At 56.3% G+C, this 25,158-nt stretch carries 28 protein-coding genes; 23 read left to right on the top strand and 5 right to left on the bottom strand.

Annotated elements, in window-relative coordinates; all coding sequences use genetic code 11:
• Positions 1 to 128: 128 nt before the first annotated feature.
• The 9 genes from tgt to EH164_RS17220 all read left to right on the top strand — a co-directional run bounded on the left by tgt (position 129) and on the right by EH164_RS17220 (position 10,154).
• Positions 129 to 1,256 (top strand): tRNA guanosine(34) transglycosylase Tgt, encoded by a 1,128-nt coding sequence (tgt, locus tag EH164_RS17260; RefSeq protein WP_023481912.1) that lies wholly within the window; start codon positions 129 to 131, stop codon positions 1,254 to 1,256.
• 21 nt (positions 1,257 to 1,277) lie between these two features.
• Positions 1,278 to 1,610 carry a preprotein translocase subunit YajC gene (gene yajC / locus EH164_RS17255; protein WP_023481946.1) on the top strand — a complete coding sequence of 111 codons (333 nt, stop codon included), beginning with the start codon at positions 1,278 to 1,280 and terminating at the stop codon, positions 1,608 to 1,610.
• 27 nt (positions 1,611 to 1,637) lie between these two features.
• Positions 1,638 to 3,485, top strand: a complete 1,848-nt coding sequence (gene secD / locus EH164_RS17250; RefSeq protein WP_124969481.1) for a protein translocase subunit SecD — start codon at positions 1,638 to 1,640, stop codon at positions 3,483 to 3,485.
• Positions 3,486 to 3,495: 10 nt separating this feature from the next.
• Positions 3,496 to 4,467, top strand: a complete 972-nt coding sequence (gene secF, locus EH164_RS17245) for a protein translocase subunit SecF (protein WP_094419490.1) — start codon at positions 3,496 to 3,498, stop codon at positions 4,465 to 4,467.
• A gap of 233 nt (positions 4,468 to 4,700) precedes the next feature.
• Entirely contained in the window at positions 4,701 to 5,306 is a 606-nt protein-coding gene (locus tag EH164_RS17240) for a response regulator (protein ID WP_241174974.1), read from the top strand.
• Between the two features lie 14 nt (positions 5,307 to 5,320).
• The gene (locus EH164_RS17235; RefSeq protein WP_124969477.1) at positions 5,321 to 6,040 is read left to right on the top strand and encodes an Hpt domain-containing protein; all 720 of its coding nucleotides are present in this window, start codon (positions 5,321 to 5,323) and stop codon (positions 6,038 to 6,040) included.
• Positions 6,041 to 6,331: 291 nt separating this feature from the next.
• Positions 6,332 to 7,444, top strand: a complete 1,113-nt coding sequence (locus tag EH164_RS17230; RefSeq protein WP_241174973.1) for an ATP-binding protein — start codon at positions 6,332 to 6,334, stop codon at positions 7,442 to 7,444.
• Between the two features lie 168 nt (positions 7,445 to 7,612).
• Positions 7,613 to 9,181 (top strand): glycosyl hydrolase family 18 protein, encoded by a 1,569-nt coding sequence (locus EH164_RS17225; RefSeq protein ID WP_124969473.1) that lies wholly within the window; start codon positions 7,613 to 7,615, stop codon positions 9,179 to 9,181.
• 196 nt (positions 9,182 to 9,377) lie between these two features.
• The gene (locus EH164_RS17220; protein WP_124969471.1) at positions 9,378 to 10,154 is read left to right on the top strand and encodes a lytic polysaccharide monooxygenase; all 777 of its coding nucleotides are present in this window, start codon (positions 9,378 to 9,380) and stop codon (positions 10,152 to 10,154) included.
• Between the two features lie 96 nt (positions 10,155 to 10,250).
• Here EH164_RS17220 and EH164_RS17215 read toward each other — a convergent pair whose 3' ends face one another.
• Positions 10,251 to 10,934 (bottom strand): response regulator transcription factor, encoded by a 684-nt coding sequence (locus EH164_RS17215; protein ID WP_034814117.1) that lies wholly within the window; start codon positions 10,932 to 10,934, stop codon positions 10,251 to 10,253.
• Positions 10,935 to 11,167: 233 nt separating this feature from the next.
• Here EH164_RS17215 and gspG point away from each other — a divergent pair, with 233 nt between their 5' ends.
• From gspG to EH164_RS17145, 14 genes are read left to right on the top strand one after another with little or no spacing between them, the layout of a single operon-like run.
• Positions 11,168 to 11,590, top strand: coding sequence for a type II secretion system major pseudopilin GspG (gspG, locus tag EH164_RS17210; RefSeq protein ID WP_023481896.1), 423 nt, complete (start codon positions 11,168 to 11,170; stop codon positions 11,588 to 11,590).
• A 14-nt stretch (positions 11,591 to 11,604) separates the two neighbouring features.
• Positions 11,605 to 12,060 (top strand): transglycosylase SLT domain-containing protein, encoded by a 456-nt coding sequence (locus tag EH164_RS17205; protein WP_241174972.1) that lies wholly within the window; start codon positions 11,605 to 11,607, stop codon positions 12,058 to 12,060.
• Complete coding sequence (locus EH164_RS17200) at positions 12,048 to 12,374, top strand: hypothetical protein (RefSeq protein WP_124969467.1); 327 nt, start codon at positions 12,048 to 12,050, stop codon at positions 12,372 to 12,374. Before EH164_RS17205 ends, EH164_RS17200 begins: the two co-directional genes overlap by 13 nt.
• A gap of 3 nt (positions 12,375 to 12,377) precedes the next feature.
• A complete protein-coding gene (locus EH164_RS17195) occupies positions 12,378 to 13,226 on the top strand; it encodes a type II secretion system F family protein (RefSeq protein ID WP_124969465.1) in 849 nt (282 codons plus the stop codon).
• A complete protein-coding gene (locus EH164_RS17190; protein ID WP_241174971.1) occupies positions 13,226 to 14,863 on the top strand; it encodes a GspE/PulE family protein in 1,638 nt (545 codons plus the stop codon). Before EH164_RS17195 ends, EH164_RS17190 begins: the two co-directional genes overlap by 1 nt.
• Positions 14,841 to 15,527 carry a hypothetical protein gene (locus EH164_RS17185; protein ID WP_124969463.1) on the top strand — a complete coding sequence of 229 codons (687 nt, stop codon included), beginning with the start codon at positions 14,841 to 14,843 and terminating at the stop codon, positions 15,525 to 15,527. The genes EH164_RS17190 and EH164_RS17185 overlap by 23 nt, the downstream gene beginning before the upstream one ends.
• Positions 15,528 to 15,529: 2 nt before the next feature.
• On the top strand, positions 15,530 to 16,054 hold the full coding sequence (locus EH164_RS17180) for a hypothetical protein (RefSeq protein WP_124969461.1): 525 nt from the start codon (positions 15,530 to 15,532) through the stop codon (positions 16,052 to 16,054).
• Between the two features lie 8 nt (positions 16,055 to 16,062).
• Complete coding sequence (locus tag EH164_RS17175) at positions 16,063 to 16,611, top strand: hypothetical protein (protein ID WP_124969459.1); 549 nt, start codon at positions 16,063 to 16,065, stop codon at positions 16,609 to 16,611.
• The gene (locus EH164_RS17170; RefSeq protein ID WP_124969457.1) at positions 16,608 to 17,117 is read left to right on the top strand and encodes a hypothetical protein; all 510 of its coding nucleotides are present in this window, start codon (positions 16,608 to 16,610) and stop codon (positions 17,115 to 17,117) included. Before EH164_RS17175 ends, EH164_RS17170 begins: the two co-directional genes overlap by 4 nt.
• Entirely contained in the window at positions 17,114 to 18,979 is a 1,866-nt protein-coding gene (locus EH164_RS17165) for a secretin N-terminal domain-containing protein (RefSeq protein WP_124969455.1), read from the top strand. The genes EH164_RS17170 and EH164_RS17165 overlap by 4 nt, the downstream gene beginning before the upstream one ends.
• Positions 18,979 to 19,452 carry a type II secretion system protein gene (locus tag EH164_RS17160; protein WP_124969453.1) on the top strand — a complete coding sequence of 158 codons (474 nt, stop codon included), beginning with the start codon at positions 18,979 to 18,981 and terminating at the stop codon, positions 19,450 to 19,452. The genes EH164_RS17165 and EH164_RS17160 overlap by 1 nt, the downstream gene beginning before the upstream one ends.
• A complete protein-coding gene (locus EH164_RS17155) occupies positions 19,439 to 19,795 on the top strand; it encodes a type II secretion system protein (RefSeq protein WP_124969451.1) in 357 nt (118 codons plus the stop codon). Before EH164_RS17160 ends, EH164_RS17155 begins: the two co-directional genes overlap by 14 nt.
• Entirely contained in the window at positions 19,782 to 20,297 is a 516-nt protein-coding gene (locus tag EH164_RS17150) for a type II secretion system protein (protein WP_124969449.1), read from the top strand. The genes EH164_RS17155 and EH164_RS17150 overlap by 14 nt, the downstream gene beginning before the upstream one ends.
• Before the next feature lie 4 nt (positions 20,298 to 20,301).
• Positions 20,302 to 21,045, top strand: coding sequence for an A24 family peptidase (locus EH164_RS17145; RefSeq protein ID WP_124969447.1), 744 nt, complete (start codon positions 20,302 to 20,304; stop codon positions 21,043 to 21,045).
• Here EH164_RS17145 and EH164_RS17140 read toward each other — a convergent pair.
• From EH164_RS17140 to EH164_RS17125, 4 genes are read right to left on the bottom strand one after another with little or no spacing between them, the layout of a single operon-like run.
• Positions 21,033 to 22,202, bottom strand: a complete 1,170-nt coding sequence (locus EH164_RS17140) for a hypothetical protein (protein ID WP_124969445.1) — start codon at positions 22,200 to 22,202, stop codon at positions 21,033 to 21,035. The genes EH164_RS17145 and EH164_RS17140 overlap by 13 nt on opposite strands.
• Positions 22,199 to 22,990, bottom strand: a complete 792-nt coding sequence (locus EH164_RS17135) for an outer membrane lipoprotein-sorting protein (RefSeq protein WP_023481889.1) — start codon at positions 22,988 to 22,990, stop codon at positions 22,199 to 22,201. The genes EH164_RS17140 and EH164_RS17135 overlap by 4 nt, the downstream gene beginning before the upstream one ends.
• A gap of 29 nt (positions 22,991 to 23,019) precedes the next feature.
• Positions 23,020 to 24,417 carry an ABC transporter permease gene (locus EH164_RS17130; protein WP_023481908.1) on the bottom strand — a complete coding sequence of 466 codons (1,398 nt, stop codon included), beginning with the start codon at positions 24,415 to 24,417 and terminating at the stop codon, positions 23,020 to 23,022.
• A 9-nt stretch (positions 24,418 to 24,426) separates the two neighbouring features.
• Entirely contained in the window at positions 24,427 to 25,110 is a 684-nt protein-coding gene (locus EH164_RS17125) for an ABC transporter ATP-binding protein (RefSeq protein ID WP_023481900.1), read from the bottom strand.
• Positions 25,111 to 25,158 lie beyond the last annotated feature (48 nt).

The following is a 25,158-nucleotide window of genomic DNA, read 5'->3' as shown; positions in this document are numbered from 1 at the left end:
GGGCAGTGCCCGCGTCCAGAGTGGCTGCGCCAATAACGCCCTGCGTGCGGATTGGCGAATTCGAGGTTGTGGAGTGAATCCGCAACAGAGAGTAATCATCAGACTGTCTATCTGGTGTTGGAGAAACGATGAAATTCGAACTGGATACCACCGACGGACGCGCCCGCCGCGGCCGGCTGGTGTTTGAGCGCGGCGTGGTTGAAACCCCGGCGTTTATGCCTGTTGGCACCTACGGCACCGTAAAAGGGATGACCCCGGAAGAGGTCGAAGCCACCGGCGCGCAGATCATTCTGGGTAACACCTTCCACCTGTGGCTGCGCCCGGGGCAGGAGATCATGAAGCTGCACGGCGATCTCCACGACTTTATGCAGTGGAAAGGGCCAATCCTCACTGATTCCGGCGGCTTCCAGGTGTTTAGCCTCGGCGATATCCGCAAAATCACCGAAGCGGGCGTTCACTTCCGTAACCCAATCAACGGCGATCCGATCTTCCTCGATCCCGAAAAGTCGATGGAGATTCAGTACGATCTCGGCTCCGATATTGTAATGATCTTTGACGAGTGTACGCCGTACCCGGCGGACTGGGATTACGCTAAACGCTCAATGGAGATGTCTCTGCGCTGGGCGAAACGCAGCCGCGACCGCTTTGACGGTCTGGGCAACAAAAACGCGCTGTTCGGCATTATTCAGGGCAGTGTTTACGAAGATTTACGCGATATCTCCGTCAAAGGTCTGGTAGAGATAGGCTTTGATGGCTACGCTGTCGGCGGTCTTGCTGTGGGCGAACCGAAAGAGGATATGCACCGCATTCTGGAGCACGTCTGTCCGCAGATCCCCGCAGATAAACCGCGTTACCTGATGGGCGTAGGTAAACCGGAAGATCTGGTCGAAGGCGTGCGTCGCGGCATCGATATGTTCGACTGCGTCATGCCGACGCGTAATGCGCGTAACGGCCACCTGTTCGTGACCAACGGCGTGGTGAAAATCCGTAACGCAAAATATAAGAGCGACACCAGCCCGCTCGATGCCGAGTGTGATTGCTACACCTGTCGCAATTATTCGCTCGCCTACTTGCATCATCTCGATCGTTGCAACGAAATACTGGGCGCGCGTCTCAATACCATTCATAACCTGCGCTACTATCAGCGCTTAATGGCTGGTTTACGCAAGGCTATTGAAGAGGGTAAATTAGAGAGCTTCGTAGCAGATTTTTACCAGCGTCAGGGTCGACCGGTTCCACCTTTGAACGTTGATTAATTTAATAATGAGGGAATTTGAATGAGCTTTTTTATTTCTGACGCGGTAGCGGCAGCAGGCGCACCGTCACAGGGCAGCCCGATGTCTCTGATCCTGATGCTGGTTGTATTTGGTCTGATTTTCTACTTCATGATCCTGCGCCCGCAGCAAAAACGTACCAAAGAGCATAAAAAGCTGATGGACTCCATCGCGAAAGGCGATGAAGTGCTGACCAACGGTGGTCTGGTTGGGCGCGTAACCAAAGTAGCGGAAACCGGCTACATTGCTATCGCACTGAACGACACCACTGAAGTGGTAATCAAACGTGACTTCGTAGCTGCCGTTCTGCCGAAAGGCACCATGAAGGCGCTGTAATTTTCGTTTTTCCCAAAGGGAACTGCCGTGTTAAACCGTTATCCTTTGTGGAAGTACATCATGCTGGTCGTCGTTCTTATCGTCGGCCTGCTTTACGCACTTCCCAACCTCTATGGTGAGGATCCGGCTGTTCAGATCTCTGGCGCGCGCGGTGTCGCCGCCAGCGAACAAACTCTGATCCAGGTCCGGAACGAACTAACAAAAGAAAAGATCAGCTGGAAATCTGTGGCGATGGAAGAGGGCACGGTACTTGCTCGCTTTGAATCGACCGACACCCAGCTGCGCGCCCGCGAAGTCCTGCTCAGCGCATTAGGCGACAAGTATGTTGTCGCGCTCAACCTCGCACCGGCAACGCCTCGCTGGCTCTCCCTCCTGAAAGCGGAACCGATGAAACTCGGCCTCGACTTGCGTGGCGGGGTTCACTTCCTGATGGAAGTGGATATGCAAACGGCGCTGGGCAAATTGCAGGAACAGAATATCGACAGCCTGCGCAGCGATCTGCGGGAAAAAGGCATTCCTTACTCCACCGTGCGTAAGGAAGATAACTATGGTCTTAGCATTCAGTTCCGCGACAGCGCGGCGCGCGATCAGGCGAATACCTACCTGACCGGCCGTCATCGCGATCTCGTCTTCTCTAATCAGGGCGATAACGTGCTGCGCGTGGTGATGAGCGATGCGCGCCTGAGCGAAGCCCGTGAATATGCTGTTCAGCAGAACATCACTATCCTGCGTAACCGTGTCAACCAGCTTGGCGTTGCCGAGCCGCTGGTGCAGCGCCAGGGCGCTGACCGCATTGTGGTTGAACTGCCGGGTATTCAGGATACGGCGCGCGCGAAAGAGATCCTTGGCGCAACCGCAACGCTTGAGTTCCGTCTGGTTAACACCAATGTCGATGCTTCCGCTGCGGCAAATGGTCGTATTCCGGGTGATTCCGAAGTGAAAGAGACACGTGATGGGCGGCCAGTTGTGCTGTACAAACGCGTGATCCTCACCGGCGACCATATCACCGACTCAACCTCCAGTATGGATGAGTACAACGTGCCGCAGGTGAATATTTCACTGGACAGCGCGGGCGGTAACATCATGGCTAACTTCACCAAGGACAACATCAATAAACCGATGGCGACCCTGTTTGTGGAGTACAAAGACAGCGGTAAAAAAGATGCTAACGGTCGTTCGGTGCTGGTGAAGCAGGAAGAGGTGATCAACATCGCCAATATCCAGTCTCGCCTTGGTAACAGCTTCCGTATTACCGGTATCGAAAACGCCAATGAAGCACGTCAGCTTTCACTGCTGCTGCGCGCAGGTGCGTTGATTGCGCCGATTCAGATCGTGGAAGAGCGTACCATCGGTCCAACCCTCGGGGCGCAGAACATCACTCAGGGTCTGGAAGCGTGCCTGGCTGGTCTGGCGGTGTCGATCATCTTCATGCTCTTCTTCTATAAGAAGTTTGGCCTGATCGCGACTTCAGCGCTGCTGGCGAACCTGGTGCTGATTGTCGGCATTATGTCCCTGTTGCCGGGTGCAACACTGACCATGCCGGGGATTGCGGGGATCGTGCTAACCCTTGCGGTGGCGGTGGATGCTAACGTACTGATAAACGAACGTATTAAAGAAGAGCTGAGCAACGGGCGATCCGTACAGCAGGCGATTCACGAAGGTTATCAGGGCGCGTTCTCGTCCATTTTCGATGCCAACATCACCACGTTGATCAAAGTGCTTATCCTTTACGCGGTCGGTACTGGCTCAATCAAAGGCTTTGCAATCACCACCGGTATCGGTGTGGCGACGTCCATGTTCACCGCTATTGTCGGTACCCGTGCCATCGTCAACCTGTTGTACGGCGGCAAACGCATTAACAAGCTGTCTATCTGAGGAGTGCGTTGTGGCACAGGATTATACTGTTGAACAATTGAACCATGGCCGTAAAGTCTGGGACTTTATGCGCTGGGACAACTGGGCTTTTATCATTTCCGGCGCGCTGCTGATCCTCTCCATCGTCGTGATGGGTGTTCGCGGCTTTAACTGGGGCCTGGATTTTACCGGCGGTACGGTCATTGAGATCTCGCTGGAGAAACCGGCGGATATGGACTTAATGCGCGAAGCGCTGGAGAAGGCGGGCTTCCAGGATCCGCTGCTGCAGAACTTCGGCAGCAGCCGTGACATCATGGTACGCATGCCGCCCGCGCAGAGCGATAACGGCGGGCAGCTGCTGGGCAGCAAAGTGGTTAGCGTGATTAACGAAGCGACCAGCCAGAATGCCGCCGTGAAGCGTATTGAGTTCGTCGGCCCGAGCGTGGGCGCGGATCTGGCACAAACCGGCGGCATGGCGCTGCTGGTGGCGCTGATCAGCATCCTCGTTTATGTCGGTTTCCGTTTTGAATGGCGTCTGGCGGCGGGTGTGGTTATCGCGCTGGCGCACGACGTCATCATTACCATGGGCGTGCTGTCGCTGTTCCAGATCGAGGTTGATCTGACCATCGTGGCCTCGCTGATGTCGGTGATCGGTTACTCGCTCAATGACAGTATCGTGGTATCGGACCGTATCCGTGAGAACTTCCGTAAGATCCGTCGCGGTACGCCGTATGAGATCTTCAACATCTCACTGACGCAGACGCTGCATCGTACTTTGATTACCTCCGGCACAACGCTGGTGGTGATCCTGATGCTCTATCTCTTCGGCGGCGCGATGCTGAAAGGCTTCTCGCTGACGATGCTGATCGGTGTCTCTATCGGTACGGCCTCTTCCATCTATGTTGCTTCAGCGCTGGCGCTGAAACTTGGGATGAAGCGCGAGCATCTCCTGCAGCAGAAAGTGGAGAAAGAGGGGGCGGATCAGCCCTCGATTCTGCCGTAACAAACGAGCAATAATAAAAAACCGCAGCTTAACGTTGCGGTTTTTTTTGCCTGAAATATACATAGCGTTTATTGGTTAATTATTTTTATTTATTATTTATATTGGTTCTGCAATTTTATTCATTTCTCTCGCGCTATTACTAATAAATATTCAACCTGCACCGGGAGGTTTTTTGCTAGAGTAGCCGCCACTCTCGTAACAATGATGCCACCTCAACATCCGTAAGCATGGTAATGGAAAAAAAGATCCTGATAGCAGACGATCACCCCATCTATTTAATGGGGCTGCGCGCATTACTCTCACCGCTTGCCGGGCAATATCATATTGTTGACGAGGCGCTCACCACCGATGACGTAATAAGCAAACTCGAGAGTGGTGATATCGATATTCTGATTACCGATTTCAGTATGCCAGGGGATAAATATAACGATGGCCTCGCGCTTATCCAGCTAATTAAACGGCGCTGGCCCGCACTGATGATTATTGTGGTGACAATGATCAACAACCCGGGTATTGAGCGCGCATTACGGCAGCTCGGCGTGCATGCCGTGCTCAGCAAAGCAGGTCTCTCAACGGAGCTCGTGCATTTTATCAAAGGGGTTACCGGCACAGTTGCACTCAGCAAACCAACCGCCCCGACAGGCATCAGCCTGACGCCAAAAGAGAGCGAAGTGCTGCGTCTGCTGCTGCGCGGCTTAACGATAAGCGATATCAGTACCCGCCTTAACCGCACCAAACAGACCGTTAGCGCACAAAAGAAGAGCGCAATGCGCAAGCTCGGCGTCACCTCCGAATATGAGCTCTACCAACAGTTGCAACAGCTTGGGTTGGCCAGCTGATCGCCGACATAAAGATGACAAAGCCAGCAAACCTGCTCGTCACTTTTAACGCCTCGCAACAGCGGCTATTAACCCGGCAGTGCCGGGCGGATGTTCTTAATAAGATCGACGTCGTTGATAGTGAATCCGCCCTCTGCGCGCTGCGCCGCCAGTGCTGGAACGCCTTAATCATTGATTTAACACATCAACCCACTCCGGGCCTGATGCTTATCGACAGAGTGCTGACGGCCGGGCTGATCGGCACCTTCACACCGCCAGCGTTGCTGCTGGCATGCAGTGCGACCCCGGAAACCTTAAATCCCTCTCTGCTACGTCTTAACGGTTTTGACAGGCTTCTTCCTTTACCGATAACCGAAACGTTGGTATGTAGCGCGCCGCCGACGGCGAACCTCAGCGAGCTGTATGCACTGGCAGGCGGGCAGCAGGCGGTGTTTGATGCGATGATCCCGGTGCTTATCCAGACTCTCAAGGATGATATCCATCACCTCGACAGCCTGCTTCCACAGGCGTCGTTTACGGCAATCGCAGATATTGCCCACCGAATGAAATCCTCGTGGCATCTGCTGGGCATGAGCCATGCCAGACGGAGCTGCATCATTATGGAACGCCTGCCCGCGCTTCTGAATAACGGGGTCATAAGCACGCAGGAGAGCGAAAAGATGCGCATCAATTTTATTTCAGTGCTGTTTGCGTCGCTTCGTCAATGCAGGAGGCTGTTACCCGCGCACTGTTAACGCGATGCTGACGGTTAAATAGCTCTCCCTGATCTTAATGGTGAACCTATTTAAGCGGAGCAGATGATGCGCAGCGATCCATGTTCTCGCCTCTTATGGCTTACTTGCGTGCCGGGGCTGTTGTTCTTCTCTCTGCCTGCACGTGCCGCTCTCCCTGCGCGCTGGCATGATGCGGGTTTGCTGAGCGCCATATGTATGGGCGTGCTTCTCCTGCTGCTGTTTTACGGGCTCGCACAGCGCAGAAAGCGCAGGCACATCCTGCCGCGCGATGAGACGGCAGCCGCAAATCTTATGCAAAACCACTTTCTCGCCATGGTAAGCCATGAAATTCGCACGCCGCTCAATGCGATCCTGGGCATTCTGGAGTTACAAATTAAACAGAATGCGCAGAGGCAATATGCCCAGCCGATGCTTGAAGTAGCGCACGACGCGGCAAAAGATCTGCTGGTGTTAGTCGGTGATGTTCTTGATATGTCGCGCATTGAGTCGGGCCATATGATCCTTGAGCCGTCTGCGCAGGAGTTAGTTAGCCTCACCCGCGCCGTGGTGCTGCTTTTTGAAGAAGCGAGCGAACAGAAGCAGCTTGCTCTCCACTTTTCAGTTGTAGGCGGGGAGCGCTGCCCGGTACTGATTGACCCCGGGCGCTACAAGCAGATCCTCTCCAATCTGGTGAGTAACGCCATTAAATTCACCCGCGAAGGGGAGATCCGCATTACGCTCTGCCACCACATAACGGATGCGCAGCAGGTTGCAATTTCGCTGACCGTCACCGATACCGGGCCGGGCATTGCGCCAGAACATCAGGCGCGGCTTTTTACTCCTTTTGCGCAGTTCGGCCCCTGTGAGGATCGCGCACAAAACGGTTCAGGCCTTGGCCTCGCCATCTGTCGGGCGCTATGCGAATTAATGGCAGGGGAACTCTCCCTTACCAGTACGCCAGGCGAAGGCACCCGCGTCACCTTGCAACTTACTTTACCGGCGTCTCCCGAGCCTTATCCTGCGCAGCGAAGCCTGCCCGCGATACCGGTTACGACCGCTGCGGGCAAGCGGGTGATGATTGTTGATGACTACCGGCCAAACCTGCTGCTGCTGCGCCACCAGCTCGAACTGCTCGGCCACCAGGTGACAGAAGCACAAAGCGGAGAAGAGGCGCTGGCAAAATGGCATGCCGATAAACCGTTTGATTACATTCTGATGGATTGCAATATGCCGCTGATGGATGGCTTTCAGCTTGCGAAAATCATTCGTCTTCAGGAGCAGCAACGGGCTATTTCCCGCGCGACGCTGTTGGGTTTTACCGCTCTTGCTCAGGCGGAAATCATTGAGCAGTGCAAAAACTCCGGCATGGATGGCTGCTTATTTAAACCCTGCAGCCAGCAGGAGATCGCCAAATGGATAATATAAACGCCGGGCTAATTAGCGAATTAAAATCCGCATCTATTATTGCCAGGAATTTTCCTTGTTAATACCTCTCGCTTCTCAACCTGGAAAAGAGGGCGCTAATAGGATTATTAATGGCAGAGATTAATATGGAGGACAGAATAATTACTTACCCTGTAACAGGAGGTTACGTTGAAAAAGCTCTCTTTAGCTGCCTTGATTGGCTCGGTATTACTGACGCAATCTGTGTCCGCGGCTGAAAATAACCGCACCATGAGTTATCTCACATCCTGGGGGCTGCCACAGGATGCCGCGACCCAGTTAGAGAAGTCCAATGTTGATACTTTCTTCCTCTCATTTGGCGGCTGGAATCAGAATGGAGATATCTCCTCCTCTGACAACATCGTTACGCCTGCTGAGTACGACCCTTATTGGCTCTCTCCCTCCTATACCTCCTGGACACAGGCCAAGCTGGCTGCGCCATCTAAACGTATGCTGGTGGCTTTCGGTGGGGAGACCTATGAAAGAATGTGGGGCTATCTCGGCGATCCGGCGAGCCGCGAAAAGATTGCGCAGGGGCTGGTTAAACTGCTGAAAACCGACTTCCCGGTTTACAAAAAGGATATGAAGCCGGAAGAGATGGTGGGCGGTTGTTTAAACGCCAACTGGGATAAAACCTGCAATATGGCCAGCTTCCAGAAAGCCGGCACGGTGCAACTGGATGGCATTGATTTCGACTATGAAAAAGTGGCCCGCCTGACGCTGCAGGAGAACGTAAACCTGCTTATCCTGGCGAAACGCGTCAAGGAGCTGCTTGGACCGAACAGCGGTAAAGTGTTGAGCCTGACTACCTATCACGTCGGGGCCGATCCTGAAGCCTGCTCCAGACCGTCGGTGATGGAAAACTGCTCGTTTATTGAAGATGCCCGTTCCACCCATCACGGCGAAGTGATATGGCTGCTCACCGCCGGGCGCGATGTATTCGACTTCTTTAATGTCATGGCATATGACGCCGGTCCACGTTTCCGCTATGACGTCGCAATGGCTAACTATGCGCGTGCGGTAGGCGACAAGAAGAAGGTTATTCTCGGCAACACCATTAACTCCCAGTGGGGGCCGGAAGGCCGCTATGTTGAATCAAAAGAGAATAATTTGAAGCGTGCTGCCTGGCAGGCAGAGCAGGGATACGGCGGTGTCTTCGTCTGGGCGCTCGGCTCCAATAATGTGCAGATGAGTTTCCCGGATCAGGTGAGCTACATCAACGAGATGAAACAGGCGGCGGGTGGCGATGTACCGCAGGTGGAGAATCACATTCCCGTGGCGAAAGCCGTTTATCCGCAAACGGTGACCGGTGCCGATACCGTGGTGCTTGATGGCTCTGCCTCAACGGATCCGGAGGGCGCAGCGCTAAGCTGGAGCTGGACGCAGGTTTCTGGTCCCCATGTGACGCTGAATAATGCTAACCAGCAGAAAGCGAGCTTTACGCTCAATGCGCCGGAGCAGGAGAGCACACTGGTCTTCAACCTGACGGTAAACGATGGTGAGCATGACTCCCTGCCGTTGACGTTGACCATCAAGCACGTTCCGGAGGAGGGTAGCGTCACAAACCCGGATAACCCCGCCGCTGCTGATGAGTGGAAGAGCGATAAGGTTTATGTTGGCGGTGATAAAGTCTCGTGGAAAGGGCTTGAATATAAAGCACGTTGGTGGACACGTGGTAATGAACCAGGCACGAATGAAGTGTGGCAAGTAGTTGAGTAAGTTCTAGTTGAGTTAATCTTTTTGATGTTTTAGCCGCAATATTTTTATTGCGGCTTTTTTTATTTATTCTCGCTGGGAATTTTCCTCGATTTATTGCGTTGCATCTGAAGAGGAAAAAGAAGGTTGATATTACTGCTGGGGCAATAAGTGATTAATTTAACGCCGTGGATTTATTTCGCTAATAAACGGAGTAGGTATGAATTATTCAAAAATAGGCCTGGCAGTTATTACATTATGTATGGCCGGCGGTGCGCTGGCGCATGGTTACGTCTCTCTGCCAGCGTCACGCGCGTATATGTGTAACGCCAATATGGGCTACCAAAATAAAGAGTGCGGCAGCGGTCCGCTGTATGAGATGCAGAGCGTTGAAGGGCCTGATGGTTTTCCTGCGGCCAGTAGAGGGCCTGCGGATGGTCATCTCGCTAGCGCGGGATTAGCCTCCATGGGGCGGCTGGATGAGCAGAGTGAAACGCGTTGGGCGAAACATCCCATTAGCGCGGGCAAACATGCTTTCACCTGGACCTATACCGCGCCGCACAAAACCAAATCGTGGGATTACTACCTGACGAAGAGCGACTGGAACCCCGCGCAGCCGCTTACGCGTGGCTCCTTTGAGAGCAAACCATTTTGTCATATCGAAGGGAATAACATTCGGCCCAGCGCCGGCCCGGATATGCCGCATGAGTGCACGGTTCCCGAGCGCGAAGGCTACCATGTGATCCTCGCGGCGTGGGATGTTGCTGATACGGGAGCCACCTTTTACAACGTGATTGATGTTGATTTCGGCGGTCATAACGCACCCGCGCCAGCACCGGACGAGGATCCCCAGAGCGATCTTCCGCCGCAGTGGCATAACGACACGGTCTATGTTGGCGGCGACAGGGTGACGTTTAACGGGAAGGAGTATCAGGCGCGCTGGTGGACGAGGGGCAACAAGCCGGGCGAGCATGAAGTCTGGAGCGAGGTGAAATAAGCGCAGCGGACAAAACAGGGTCATACAGCACGTAGATGGCCCTGTTTTATCACGCTTGCGCAGTGGCGGTGTAGAGTGAAATCGCTGGCCTTGCGGTTACATCGCGATATCAAACATCCGCGTCTGGAAAAGCAGGCAGTAGAGCTGGCAGTCGGTTCGCACATTCAGTTTCGCCATCGCCCGTAATTTATGTGCGCTCACTGTTTTAATGCTGATATTCATACGCCTGGAGATGGTGGTTAATGAGAGACCACGGCAGAGCAAGCGTAATACTTCACTTTCGCGGGTGGAGAGCTCCTGCGGCGTAATGGCATCGCGGCGGAAAAGGGAGTCCATTAAGCCGCGCTCAATATAGACTTCGTCCATTAAGACAGTGGCCATGGCGCGCCATAATGTGCGTTCACTGGTATTACGGCTGATATACCCTTTAGCACCGGCTTCGAGGGCGATTCGAATAAGATTGGTGTTGTTATACGGAGATAAGAAGATGATTTTTGTTTTGGGGTAACGGCCTGAAATCCATTTTACCAGCGCGATGCCATCTAATTCTGATAAGGGGCTGCCGGTTTTTATTGTTGTCAGACCGTAGCCGAGGAAAAGAAGATCAACTTGTTTATTAGCGAGAATATTTAGCAGTTCTGTTTGTTCATGTGTATCGCCAACAACCTCTATATCTAACCTCTCTGTATTGATATTACTGGCTTTCAGAGAGTTAATCATCGAGGTCATCCCCCGGCGTATTATCGTATGCTCATCGGCAATCAATATATTAATTGGCATTAATTATCCTCCCAACGTCCTGTAGGAATGAAGAGTACAAAAGCACCATACGGCGTTCCTGATGTCATTTCTATCTGACCAGTAAGAAAAATCAGTGGCCTTTTACCGAAAGGAGATTTCCGCGCGCGGGTAGAGCATTCTTTAATGCCGCGGGAGCAATCAGCTTTCGTCTCTGTTGCATCGGGGGAGAATAGCCACGGTGAACGGCAATTCTTTGAGTGAGCAACTGAATCATGAATTATCAACAACGCCTTAAGATTAATCAGCAGCAGGGTTTTACACTGCTCGAGCTGCTGGTGGTATTAATGATCATTGCGCTGCTGGCCGGCTTTGTTGGCCCGAAATTATTTTCCAATGTTGATCAGGCAAAAGAAAAAACCGCATTACGCCAGATGCACGCCTTTGCGGATGCATTAACGCAATATCGGCTGGATACCGGTAGTTATCCTTCAGAAGCCGAGGGGTTAAATGTGCTGGTCGAGAAGCCCGATAACGTTAATAACTGGAACGGCCCCTATCTGGCGCAAAAAATTCCTCATGACCCGTGGGGTAAAGCCTATCAATGGCACAACCCGAGCCGACAATCGCAAAGCGTATTCGAAGTGGATATTTCTACCACCGATAATAATGGCAAGGCCATTGTCTACGGCTTCTGATAATGATTCGGCTAATGCTGGTACTCACCCTGCTGGCGGGGCATAGCGCGCAGGCCCATTGCTGGCAACGTGCGGGCGCGCGTTACGGTATTGAGCCAGCATTATTAAAAGCGATCGCTGTGGTTGAATCGGGCTTATCGCCGACGGTGGTGCACAAAAACCGCAATGGCTCCACGGATGTCGGTTTAATGCAGATTAACAGCCAGCATTTCGCACAGCTCAAGCAATATCACATCACCGCGCGCTCGCTTATTACTAACCCTTGCCAAAACGTCATAACGGGTGCCTGGGTGCTGGCCGGGCAAATTCGCCAGTTTGGTTATAACTGGGAAGCGGTTGGCGCCTATAACGCCGGGAACGCCCGTAACAGGAAAACCCATTTAGCACGCCTGCGCTATAGCCAGAAAGTGGCGCGTATTTATCAGGGGCTGAAAAGGAACGAGAAGGAGTTCGCGGCATGGGAAAAATGAGCACCTGGGAAGTGACCTACTTAGAAAAGGGTAAACGCAAAAAAATCCGTACCCAGGCCGATACGCCCATTTCAGCCAGACACCAGTTACAGCAGGCAGGTTATGTGGTGCTGCGCGTGGCGCAACAGGCACAGCACCCGGCAAAACGCGTCTCGCTGACGCTCTTTACGCAGGAGCTGATGGCGCTGCTGGATGCCGGGCTGGTGGTGACCGAAGCGATCGAGACCCTCTGCGCCTGCTCCAGCGATGAACAGGCGCTGGAGATGCTGGAAGGGCTGCTGGAGAAACTCTACGCCGGAAGCCAGTTATCGTAGGCCATGGCCGCCCAACCCGATATCTTCCCGCCCCTATTAGTCAACACCGTCGCCTCTTCTGAACAAACCGGCCAACTGGCCAACGCCCTGAAACGCTACCACTTCTATGAGCAACGCCTTGAACAGTTGCGCAAACGCATTCGCGGCACCTTAACTTACCCGCTGATTGTGCTGACTGTCGGCGGGCTGATTGTCTGTTTCCTGCTGGGCTTTATCGTGCCGAGCTTTTCCCAGGTGTTTGAAGGGGTAAACACGCTCAGCCGTAGCGCTGAGTTGATTTTATGGTGGGGACAGCTGGTCAAGCAGTCGGGGCCGGAGCTGTTAATGGGCACTATCGCCACCCTCGGCGCGCTGATCGTGGTGTGTAAACAGAGCTGGACCAGACAGCTATTGATGCGAGGCGCGATGAAAATCCCCCAGCTGCGCCAGCAGCAGTTTCTCACCATTCTGGTGCGTTTCTATCGCACGCTCGGGCTGCTGCTTGATGGCGGTGTACCGGTTACCCACGCGTTACGCCTTGCGCAATCGGTGATCCCGGTTAGCCATCACTCCCAGCTCAACACTGTGGTGGAGCATGTGATGGCGGGTAAGAGCGTTTCGGAGTCGCTGGAGAGCCAGCACTTAACCACCCCGGTAGCAATGCGTTTACTACAAGTGGGTGAGCGCAGCGGGGAGTTAGCCGGGATGTGCGAACGCATCGCGGGCTTTTATGACGAGGCGCTGGAGCGCGCCATCGATACCTTCACCCGCATTTTTGAGCCGCTACTGATGATGATTGTCGGTGGCATTGTCGGGCTGGTGGTCTTTCTCCTCTATATGCCCATTTTTGAGATGGCCGGGAGTATGTCCTGATGATGTCGCAGCCGGAAGTTTCCGCCCTGATTGATGACCTGCTGGCGGTTGATGAAGCCCAGCGCAGCGAGGCGTTTGCAAAGCTGATTGACGCCGAGCCCGCCGCGCTGCCCGCGCTTGCCGACGCCCTCGGCATCGCGCTCTTTGCGCCGGAGACTGAAGATGAGGTCAGCGTCGATTTTCAGCATATCCCCCTCAATGAGGCGCTGGCGATGCATGTCCTGCCGGTGTGCTGGCACGAGCGCCACTGGTTGCTGTTGAGCGATCCCTTTTCGCTGGCGCTGCGTCAGTGGGCGCAGCGGCTGCCGGTTACCCTTGCTATCGCCTCGCCCGGCTGGTTACGCGAGCAACTAGAGGCGCTGACCCGCCAGCAGCGCACACTCGATCAGCTTGAACAGCAGGGAAATGAAGAGGGCGAAGACGAGGTGATCCTGGAGATCACCCCCGGCAATATCGCCAGTGAGAGCAACCCGATTATCAAGCTGGTTAACGCCACGCTCTATGATGCGATCCAGAGTCGCGCCAGCGATATCCACCTTAGCGCCGCGCCGGATGGCCTGGCGGTGAAATACCGCGTTGATGGCGTTATCCACGCCATCCGTCACTGCCCGGGCATTCAGGCGTCCGGTCAGATTATTTCGCGCATTAAGGTGCTGAGCAGTATGGATATTTCCGAGCGGCGCATCCCGCAGGATGGCCGCTTCAAGGCGATGATCCACCAGCGACCGGTCGATTTTCGCGTCTCGGTGGTGCCGGGTATCCATGGTGAAGATGCCGTGTTGCGCGTGCTCGACAAGTCTCACAGCAGCACGCTGAGCCTTGAGACGCTGGGTTTTGACGACCATACGCTGCGCGAGATCCGCCTGTTAACCCATCAGCCGCACGGCATGGTGCTGGTCACCGGGCCAACCGGCAGCGGTAAATCGACCACCCTTTACGCGGCGCTGAGCGAGTTGAACACCGGCGACAATAAGATCATCACCATTGAAGATCCGGTGGAGTATCAGCTTAACGATGTGCTGCAAATTCCCGTCAATGACAAAAAAGGGCTGACCTTTGCCCGCGGCCTGCGCGCGATTTTGCGTCACGATCCCGACACCATTCTGGTCGGCGAGATCCGCGACAGCGAAACCGCCGGCATCGCCGTGCAGGCTGCGCTCACCGGCCACCTGGTGCTCTCCTCCGTCCACGCCAACGATGTCTTCAGCGTGCTGGAGCGTTTCCTCTATATGAACGTCGATGCCAACAGCCTGCTCTCCGCGCTGCGCGGCGTGCTGGCGCAGCGGCTGGTGCGCGGCATCTGCCCGCAGTGCCTGGAGGAGGCGCAACCGAGCGAACAGGATCTTCACCAGTGGCAGCAGAGCGCGCTCCATACGCTCACGCCTGTGTGGCGTAAAGGGCGCGGCTGCCCGGCCTGCCGCCAGAGCGGGTTTCGCGGTCGGCTGGCGCTGGCGGAAGTTTTGCCGTTCAGCGACAGGATGAAAGAGGCGCTCCAGATGCGGGCCTCGGTGCGCCAGATGCGCGAAATCGCTTTAGCAGAGGGGTTTGTCCCGCTGCATAACGTTGCCATTCGCGCGGTGCTGGAGGGCAAAACCACTTTTTCGGAGATCAACCGTGTTATCACTCCTCCCGCCTGAGTTGCAGTGCGACATTCATCCGCAGCGGCTGGTGCTGCGCCGGGGCAACCGGGTGCTCGGCGAGCAGGCGTTAACCGCGCACGCCGCGCTGGATGAGGCGCTCGATAAGTTGTTAAGCGCCAACAACCTGGCGATGCCCTGGTGGGGAAAGCTCAGTTTCTGCCTGAGCAGCAGCCGGATCCACTACTTTACCGTCCCCTGGCAGCCCGGGCTGAGCACGCCGGAGGAGTTACGCAGCTTCGCCGCCACCGAGGCCGCCAGGCAACCTTTCTGGCGCAACGTTCTGGCCTGTAAAACCGCCTTTATCTCGGTGCAGTTCGGCGCAACGGCGCTGGCGGCGGCCATTGATGAAGCGCTCTGGCAGACCTTACTGCTCACCGCCCATAAATGGAAACTGCGTGTGGGTGGTATTCATGTCGCGCTGCACCAAAAGCTTCGCGCATGGCGCGGCGCACTTCCCGCCGATGCGCTCTTCTGTCTGCGTGATGAGCAGTCGACGATCTTTGTCTCGCGCCAGCGTGGAGAGTGGCACCAGGCGTGGTGTCTGCACAATGACGCGGGCGTGAACGCGCAGCAGCAGGTTGCCCAGACCGCGCGGCTGATGGGGCTGGATAGCGCCGTTCCGTACTTCTTTCTCAACAATATTGATGCCAAAGGGGAGTAAGGATGTTTTCCATATCGGCTTTTAAAGGCTGGCCCGCTCCCTGTTTTCACTATCGTCCACGTGCAGCCTTGCCGGTAATGGTGGTTGTGCTGCTGCTGACCGGCGGGCTGCTGCTGGCGAGTATGAACGATTATCAACGGCGCGACGCGCTACAGCGCCAGCATCAACACCTGCTGGAGACGGTGGCGAAGCGGGATGAGATTGTCCGTGGTCTGTCGGCGCGCATGAAAAAACATCAGCCGGATGCGAGAGCCGCCATGCAGGTAGTGGCAATGCTGAATCCGCTGGCGAAATTACTCCTGCCCGATGTGGCGATCATGAACGTCAGCGTTGAGCCGGAGAAAAAAGTGGTGCGGCTGCAGGTAAAAGCGATGTCGCTTGAGGCGCTGCTCGATTTCAGCACCCGTCTGGAGGCGATCCCGGCGCGGGTTGAGCTACAAAACCACACGCCGTCAAAGGAGCTCAGCCAGAAATGGGCGGTCAACGCCACGCTGATAGTCATCTATCCCAATAACCCCCGGCTCTGAGTGAAATTATGCGATTCTCCCTCTCTTTACCCTGGCTACGCTGGTCGCTGGCCTCTCTGGTGGAAAAAACGGGCAGGCTACCGCTGCTGGCGGCGCTCGTACCGCTGCTGATGGTCGGTTACTGGCAGTGTGCCCTTGCCCCGGAAAACCGCCTGCTCCTCAGTGAAAATGCGCAGCTGGAGTTGCAATTAGATAAACCGCTGGCGCTCTCTGCGCAGCCTGACAATAGTGCGGCTCTCTTACAGCGCACGCTGAATGATACCGAGTATCAGCAGGTGAAAGCGGTCTTCGATATTTTTCAGCAGAACCACTTACAGGTTGACGGCAGCCGCTATCAATTCGGCAAAAACGGTAAAGGGCGTCAACGCGCGCTGGCCCTGACCATTCCGCTACAGGGCGAGTGGAAAAACCTGACGCGATCCCTCATCACCATGAGTAAAAGTCTGATCTTTCATGTCGACAGGCTCGCCATCAGCCGCGCCAGCCCGGAGAGCGGCCATCTGCTGATTACGCTGCAATTAACGCTGAGCCTTGCATCGGGTCTGGAGGCGTCATGAAGCTGCCGCGATATCTCAAACTCTTGCTGCTGTTGACCGCCGGGCTGCTTCTCTGGGTGCATCTCACCGACGAAGGTGCAGAAAACGGGCCTGAGATGAGCCAGGCTGCGCCAGATGAGCCGCGCCAGGCGAACCGCCCGCTGCGCGTCGCGGATGATGCCAGTGCGATTGCCGACCTCTTCCCGGTCTATAACGCGCCGGTCACGAAAGCGGCCGCGCCCGCGCCGGTGGCAAAGGCGCAAAGCGTCACCTTTCCTTTTCGCGCGGTGGGGCTGTGGATCCGCAACGGCATGCGCATTGTCATCCTGACGGATGGCGCACGTAACTGGCTGCTCTGTGATGCCTGTCGTAAAGCGGGGTATATCCGGCCTGGCGGCCTGATCACGCCCGACTGGCGACTGCAGGCGATGGCGCAGGACAACCTGCTTTTTGAATCATTACCGGGGCATGAGCCGTACAGCATCAGCCTTAACTCTTTGACTACACAAGCCGTAACAACACAATGAAAAAACCGATTCTCACTATGGTATGTGCCCTTGCGCTGCTGACGGGCTGCGTAAGCAGCAAACCGGTTGCGCCGGAAGGTGCCACGCCCGTCAATACGGCCTCGCTGCTTGATGCGTTGCAGCGTATCGATAGCCAGCTTAAAAACCACCCGCAGGACGTTGAACTGCGAACGCAGCGGCAACTGCTGGTGACACAACTGGTGGAGGGCTATATCGCGACCGCCCGTCAGGCGGCGGCGAAAAATAACTATGTTGCAGCGAGCCGCGCGTGGGAAGCGGTGCTGCGCTATCAGCCGGGTCACTTTGTCGCGCAGCAGGGATTACAGAAAATCGACCGGCTGCGCGTGCTGGATAAGCTCTACCAACAGGCGAGGGCGCAGTACCAAACCGACCCGGAGCAGGCGTTAGCCAAAATCCAGCAGATCCTTGAAGAGTCGCCCGGCTGGCCGCAGGCGGCGGAGATGCGCGACCGTCTGATGCGTGAAATAGCCGTACAGAATCAGCCGGAGAAGAAGATCAAGCGCGAGTTGCGCAAGCCCGTAAGCTTTACCTTCAGCAAACATAATCTGAAGGAGATCTTCGCCGCCATCGGCCAGATTACCGGCATCAATATCATCTACGATAAGGATGTCTCCGATGCGGCCACCGCCAGCCTGATCGCCCACGATACCAGCGCGGAGAACGCCCTCAATCTGCTGCTGCTCTCCAACCAGCTGCGTAAAAAGATCCTCAATGGCAACACGCTGTTGATCTATCCCGCCACGATGCAAAAAGAGAAGCTCTACCGCGATACGGTGGTGAAAACGGTCTTTCTCGGTTACGCCAAAGCGAAAGAGTTGAATGTGGCGCTGCGTAACTTGATTAAGCTGCGCGATGTCCATGTCGATGAGCGTACCAACTCGGTGACTTTTCGCGGCCCGCGTGAAAGCGTGGAAAAAGCCGAGCAGCTGTTGCTGACCCTCGACCGTCCGGAAGCGGAGGTGACGCTGGCGGTCGAAGTGCTGGAAGTGGACGCCAAAGATGTTGAATCCCTGGGTATCAACTTCCCCGGGCAGATTGGCATCGGCTTTAACTCTATTGAGTCCGGCAACAGCAACATCGCCATTAACGCACTGAATAAAAATAATATGTTCGTCAATCTCGGCTCCGGCCAGGGGCTGAGCGCCAATATGCAGAAGATCCGCTCCCATGGTCGCGTGCTGGCTAACCCGCGCATCCGCGTGAAAAACAATAAAAAAGCGGTGGTGGAGATTGGCGAGCGCATCCCGGTGCTGACCAGCAGTATCTCCGAGGGCTTTTCACAAGAGCAGGTGGAGTATCAGGATGTCGGCCTGAAACTGGAAGTCACGCCGGATATCAGCGTCGATAACACTATCTCAATGGATGTGAAGTTTAACCTCAGCACCATCGGCAGCGCTGAACACTCGAAAGATGGCGTCGCTTACTATCGTACTAACAACCGCGATGCGGCCACCGTGCTCAGCAGCGAGAACGGGGAGACGCAGATGCTGGCGGGGCTGATCAAAGAGAGCGACAGTGCAGGGCTGAACGGCCTGCCGGGGCTGGCAGATCTGCCGCTGCTCGGCAAATTCTTCGGTAGCCATGAAAGTAACCATGAGCGGACGGAAGTGGTGCTGCTGATCACGCCGACCATTGAGCGCAGCATCGACCTGCCGGGCTCCCATATCAATACCATTGAGATGGGCAGCGAAGATGCGCCGGGTGAAAGCGCCTACTTGCCGCCTGCCGCAGAGGAGACGCCTGAAGCCTCGCACTTTGCGCCGCCGCCGCTGACGCCACCGGCCACCTTTCCAGCGCTGAAAAAAGTGCCGGCACCAACCCTTGCTAAAGGCAAGCAGTAATGGTGCAGCGCAACGGTTTTACGCTGATTGAGATGCTGGTATCGCTGGCGCTGCTCGCCACCCTTGCCAGCGCCGCGATCCCGATTTACCAGCGTCAGATCCAGCAGCGCAACGAGGAGACGCTGCGCGTGGCGCTGCGCGAGATCCGTACCGCTCTCGATCGCTATGCGCAACTGAGCGAAGAGGGGATTATCGAAAAAGAGGCGGATATGTCGAACTGGCCGGTGTCGCTGAATCAGCTGGTGGATGGCGTGATCAATAAAAAGTCGGCCAACCGGGAGAAGATCTACCTGCTGCGCGCCATTCCGCGCGATCCCTTCTGCGACTGTGAAGGCAAGCCGAACAGCGAAACCTGGCGGCTGCGCGCCTCAACGCAGGCACCCGGCGAAAGCACCGGCGGGAAGGATATCTGGGATGTCAGCTCCACCAGCATGCAGCCCGGACTGAATGGAGTGCCGTATGCGCAGTGGTGAAAAAGGTTTTACGCTGATCGAGTTACTGGTGGTGATGGCGATTATCGCCACGCTGATGACGCTGGTTGCGCCGCGCTTTTTTAATCAAACCGAGCGCGCAAAAATTGTGGTGTTGCAGCATAACCGCAATGCTCTGCGCTCGGCGATTGCCGCCTGGCGTCACGATCGCCTGAGCGGGCCGGAGCAACTGGAGGAGTTGGTCGAGCAGGGGTACCTGTTTGATATTCCCTTAGATCCCGTCACCCAGCGACGCGATAACTGGCAAGTGAAGCGTGATGAAAACGATCAGATTATCGATGTCACTTCGCCCTCCCTGCCGGAGCAGGAAAATGCCGAGCAGTAAGCCCGCAACGCAAGGCGGTTTCACCTACCTGTGGGTGCTGCTGATGCTCACCATGCTGTCGCTCTCCTTACTGAAAGAGACCCGCTCGCGCGAGGTGCACTTTCGCCAGCAGCAGGAGGAGGAGCTCTTTTTTCGCGGCGTGCAGATCCGCAATGCGATCCACAGTTATCAGAAAAAGGGCAGCGGCTGCTTTCCGCTGGGCTTTGAGGATCTGCTGCAAGACAGCCGCGATAAAAAGCCCGTCGCGCATCTGCGCCAGTGGTTTGCCGATCCGCTCACCGGCTCGCGCGACTGGGGGATGAGCTATGACAAGCAGGGGCGCTGGGTTGGCGTCTTCAGCAAAGGCCGCGGTACGCCGCTGCGCCGTGAACTCTTCCCGCCTGAGATAAAGAACTTCAAACAGGCGGAGCGCTACGAACAGTGGCTCTTCAAAACCCCGGAGGTGCTCTCCGCGCCGCTCCCCTCCGCCTGCCGCTCGCTGCTTAATAAACCGGAGCGATAAGCCTGTGGAAAGCCTCTTTTTTGCGCTGCTCGGCGCGATTTTCGGCAGTTTTATTAATGTGGTGATCTACCGCTTACCACGAAAAATGCAGGGGGAAGCGATAAGCCTGAGCTGGCCGCCGTCGTTCTGCCCCCACTGCCGGATGCGGATAAATGCGCGCGACAATGTTCCGCTGCTCGGCTGGCTGTGGCTGCGCGGGCGCAGCCGCTGCTGTCAGAAGCGCATAAGCGTTCGCTACCCGGCCATTGAAGCATTGATGGCGCTGCTGTTCGCGGCAGTAATTGCCCATGATGGCGTCAACCCGACGGCGCTGCTGACGCTGGCGCTGCTGAGTCTGCTGGTGGCGATGTTTTTTATCGATATCGACCATATGCTGCTGCCGGATGTGCTGACTTATCCCTTTATGCTGCTGGCGCTGCTCTGCGCCTGGCTACGCCAGCCACTTCTTTCGACGCTACAGGAACATATGCTGGCTGCGGCAGTCGGCTTTTTTATCCTCTGGTTGCTGAATTATGGATTTGCGCGCTGGCGCGGATGCGATGGCATTGGGGGAGGGGATATGAAGCTGTTTGCTGGCATCGGCGCATGGCACGGCATACCGGCACTGTTTGATATTATGCTGATTGCCGCACTCATCGGGCTGGCGAGCGGGCTGCTGCTCTTTCGCGCCGCGCGTCAGCAGCCCTTTCCATTTGGCCCGGCCATTATTCTCGCCTGCATCGGCTGGGCGATGGCTTACAGCCAGTAATCCAGTGAGATCTGCCAGCGGCGCTCACTCAGATTCAGCAGGTAGATTTTTTGCCACTGCAACGCCACATCCAGCGGGCCAAGATGATGGCGCAGTTCGGCAAAGCCCATATTCTTATGCTGCTGCAAATCCCGCTGCGCAATCAGGTTGAGATCGTACTGTGCGAAAAAATCCTTCCAGTAAGCCTGCAGCAGCACGCTGCGGCGCGGATCCTGACCGGCCACGGTCGGCTGGGCGCTGCCGTTGTAGTGCCCTTCGAGCCGCAGCGTCAGATCGCTCTCGCCAGTCCAGGTGAGGCCCGCCGCCACGCGGTTGCGCCAGGCGATATCCCACTGGCTCTCCGGCAGCAGCGTCTCTTGCCAGCTGTAGGGCTGACGCCCGCCAGCCCACTCGCCATAAATCAACGTTGAGCGGGAGAGCACCCGCGACAGGTTGAGACCGAACTGCGGCTCACGCTGCTGTTCTTTAAACAGCAGCAGCTGCGGGTTGAAGTTCTCCGCAAAGCGATAGCTGGCGCTAAGCAGCAGGCGGTCGCGCGGGTTGCTGGCCTGCCAGTCGAGGCTGCCGCTGCGATCGGCGCTGCCCCTGCGGATTTTCGGCGCCCAGAGCGCGCTAACGGCGGCGTTGTCCCAAAAGTGTTGCAGGCGCACCATCCCATTGCCCATGCGGTTGTTACGCAAGGTTTCCGGATCGGCCGAGGTCATGGATCGCACCGTGCCCCGGCCGAGAAAATCGGTAGGGTTATAGCCCAGCGCGACGCCGTAGCGGGTGTTAATGCGGCCCATATCCAGCATCATTTGCGGCGTCAGGTGATAGCTGAGCCACGCTTCGCGCAGGGTATTGGTATAACGGGTTTCGCTGAGACGGTGGGTAAAACGGCTGTCCAGACGGTTGGAGAGCACCAGCCGCCACTTCTCACCAAGCGGTGTATCCAGGCGCATATCCAGTGACAGCCGCTGCTCTTTCTCCTGCTGATGATTGATGCTGCTGGCCGCTTCAAACATCATATTCAGCGCCTGATAGGCGTCGGGATTAAACTCGGCGCTGTCTGCCAGATCGAGGGCTGCGAGGGTCTCATCCTCCTGCGACAGCGCGGGTGCGGTCGGCAAGGCGGTCAGCAGCATTAGCCAGAGAAGGGAAAGGGGCGATCGTGTCATGAATTCGCATCCCGGAAATGGGCGAGATAATCACGCTGTAACCAGGACTCCGGCACGTCGCGCCACTGGAAATCCTTCTGGCGCAGCACGGTAACCCAGTGCGCATTAACCCCATCAATAATCACCGCTTCGGTTGAGCGGATGCCGCCCAGCACGGGCGCATAGCGGCGATAGAAGGTGGTTTTCAGCAGGTTGCCGTTAACGGCATAGAATTCTGCTTTGCGGCTCTTAAAGTCGGTTTTATCGACCCATAAATCCATTGATGGATAGGCCGCATCCCTGTTTTGCGCCTCCAGATGCAGGTGGTAGCAGTCGCGCATCTGCCGCTCGCCATCCTGGATCCGCTCTTCACCCACCAGCTTTGCCTGGTAATCTGCCGCCCAGTTTGCGGTGACGACATCGCCGTTAGAGGCTTGTCCCATCAGCCGCTGCTGCGGCGAAATCGGCACGCTCGCCTGGCTTGTGGGATCGTAAAGCCATAAATCGCGGCCGCTTTTCAGCGTCAGTTTACCGGCATCGCGCTGCGGGCTGATAAAGCGCAGCAGGCTGCGAAACTGGCCGCCGTCCGGCGCAACCCGGGAGTAGAGCATCAGTTCGCTGGTTTCATGCTGTTTGCCATTTTTGTAACTGATAAGCGTGGTCACCAGGCTGAAGGAGCGATCCGGGTTACGTACCTCATCGCTTTTTTTCAGGATCTGCTGGGCATTAAGCGCCGCGGATGCCGGTGCGGCACTGACCAACAGGATGGCCAGCCACGCTGAGGTCAGGCTCTTTTTCCGTAATGACATGAATTCCTCCTTTTTATTCGGGTGTTGCATCAGATATGGCGTAGCGCTTCAACAATCGACACACGCGAGGCGCGTCGTGCGGGCCACCAGGAAGAGAGCACGGTCACCAGCAGCAGGGTGCCCGTGACGCTGGCCATCATGCGCCACTCGCCCCAGATACTGATGCGGATCGGCAGCGGCGAGGTGACGCCCGGCGGCTGCCATGTCATCCCGGAGCGGTTAATAAGCCAGGCCAGCCCCAGCGCGATAATGACGCCAGAGATCGCGCCAATCGCGCCCAGCAGCGCGCCTTCGCTCAGGAACAGACGCTGAATATCGCCACGCTTTAGCCCCACCGCGCGCAGGGTGCCGATCTCCACCGTGCGCTCCATCACTGCCATATTCATGGTGTTGCCGACGGTGAAGAGCGCAATGCAGAGGATCAGCGCCAGCAGGAACGAGAAGATCTTGCCGAACATCGCCAGCACCTGGTTGTAGAGCGGCTGTAGCTGCGTGAAGTCATACACCGCCAGCGGTTCGCCGGAGAGTTTATTGGCGAAGAGCTGATGCAGACGCGCCCGTGCGGCTTCCATCTCTTTAGTGCTGTGTAACTGGAGCAGGATCGCCGTTACGCCGGGCGTCTCCTGGCCGAAAAGCAGCTGCTGCGCCTGGCGCAGGTGCAGGCTGACGACGGAGTCATCCAGCTCGCGCGCCTGCTGCGGCTGGGTTCCCAGCACGTTGACGCGGACAATATTTGGCGCACCGGCGGCGGAGGCGGCCAGCAGTTCAATATGCGATCCCGTGGCCGGTGGGCGCGTATCGCGGGCGCTTTGCGACAGCTCAAGCAGATCGTCAGGCAGCGCGCTGGCACTGTTCTCTCTCGCCTGCGGCGGCGCGCAGGGCTGATCTTTGACAAAATCACACAGCAGCAGCAGGCGCGCCAGCCCGCGGCCAATCAGGGCGGCCTCCGGCTGAGTACCCGTCAGCGGCTTACGATCAATGAGATCTGCGCCTATCTGATATTCATCCCATTTATCCAGCTGCGCCTGACCGACCGCCTCTGTGCCATAGATCAACACCGGACGCGAGGTGCCAACCGCGTAGTGGCCTGCGAGACCGGTCAGGGAGAGAACCGGCGTAGTAACGGCAATCATCTTTTTCAGCACCGGGTCGCGGATGAGGATATCGACGATTTGTTGATAGTTATGAATGCTGTAAAGCGCAGGGTTGCTGGTGCCGTGCAGAAGATAGTCCCGCTGCTGGATCTGCAGATGGCCTTTATCGCGCACAAAGGTGGTTTGCAGGCTGTACTCAATCGACTGGTTATAGCCCGCGAACAGCAGAATGCCTATCGCCCCCACGACAATGGCGCAGAGGGTCGAGAGCGTACGTCGGCGGCTGCGCAGTAAGTTACGCAGTGCGTGTTTCATCAGCGTTGTGGTTTGCATTATCCCCCCTTACACCGTTGCCGGGCGCGTGACGCTACCGTCATGCACCACATAGAGATCGTCCGCGGCGGCAATCACCTGCGGATCGTGGGAGGAGAACACCACCGTCACGGCGTATTCACGCTGTAAATGGCGCAGCAGCTGCAAAATGGCGGCACCGGTTTTGCTGTCGAGGTTGGCGGTGGGTTCGTCGGCGACAATCAGCGCGGGACGGTGGATCAGCGCCCGGGCGATGGCAACGCGCTGGCGCTGACCACCGGAGAGCTGGTTAGGCAGCGAGTCAGCCTTATGCGCCAGACCGACATTGTCGAGCATCTCATCGATGCGCTGCTGGCGGTACGCCGGGTTTTTATGCTGTATCAGTAGCGGAACTTCGATGTTTTCGCGCACGGTCAGCACCGGGATAAGGTTGAAGTTCTGGAAGATAAAACCGAGGTGGCGGGCGCGAAATTCGCTGCACTGGTCATCATCCAGCTCCGCCATCGGCTGGCCGGCAATCGTCAGAAACCCGCTGTCGGGCCGATCGATGCCGCCGATTAAGTTGAGTAAGGTTGTTTTGCCGCTGCCGGATTGCCCGGACAGGACGGTAAAGCGGTTTGCTGCAATGTTGAGCGTGACGTCTTTAAGGGCATCTACCCACACCTGGCCCAGTAAATATTTCTTACTGATGCCCTCCATTTCTACGGCCCACATGGTTCTCTTTTCCTTAGAGTAAATTCCTCTCAGGAGCGGATTTTAAAG

It is taken from the genome of Kosakonia sp. CCTCC M2018092, from assembly GCF_003864115.1.
Taxonomy (GTDB): Bacteria; Pseudomonadota; Gammaproteobacteria; order Enterobacterales; family Enterobacteriaceae; genus Kosakonia; species Kosakonia cowanii.
The sequence above is the reverse complement of the archived record's forward strand: the minus strand, read 5'-3'. Positions and strand labels throughout refer to the sequence as shown.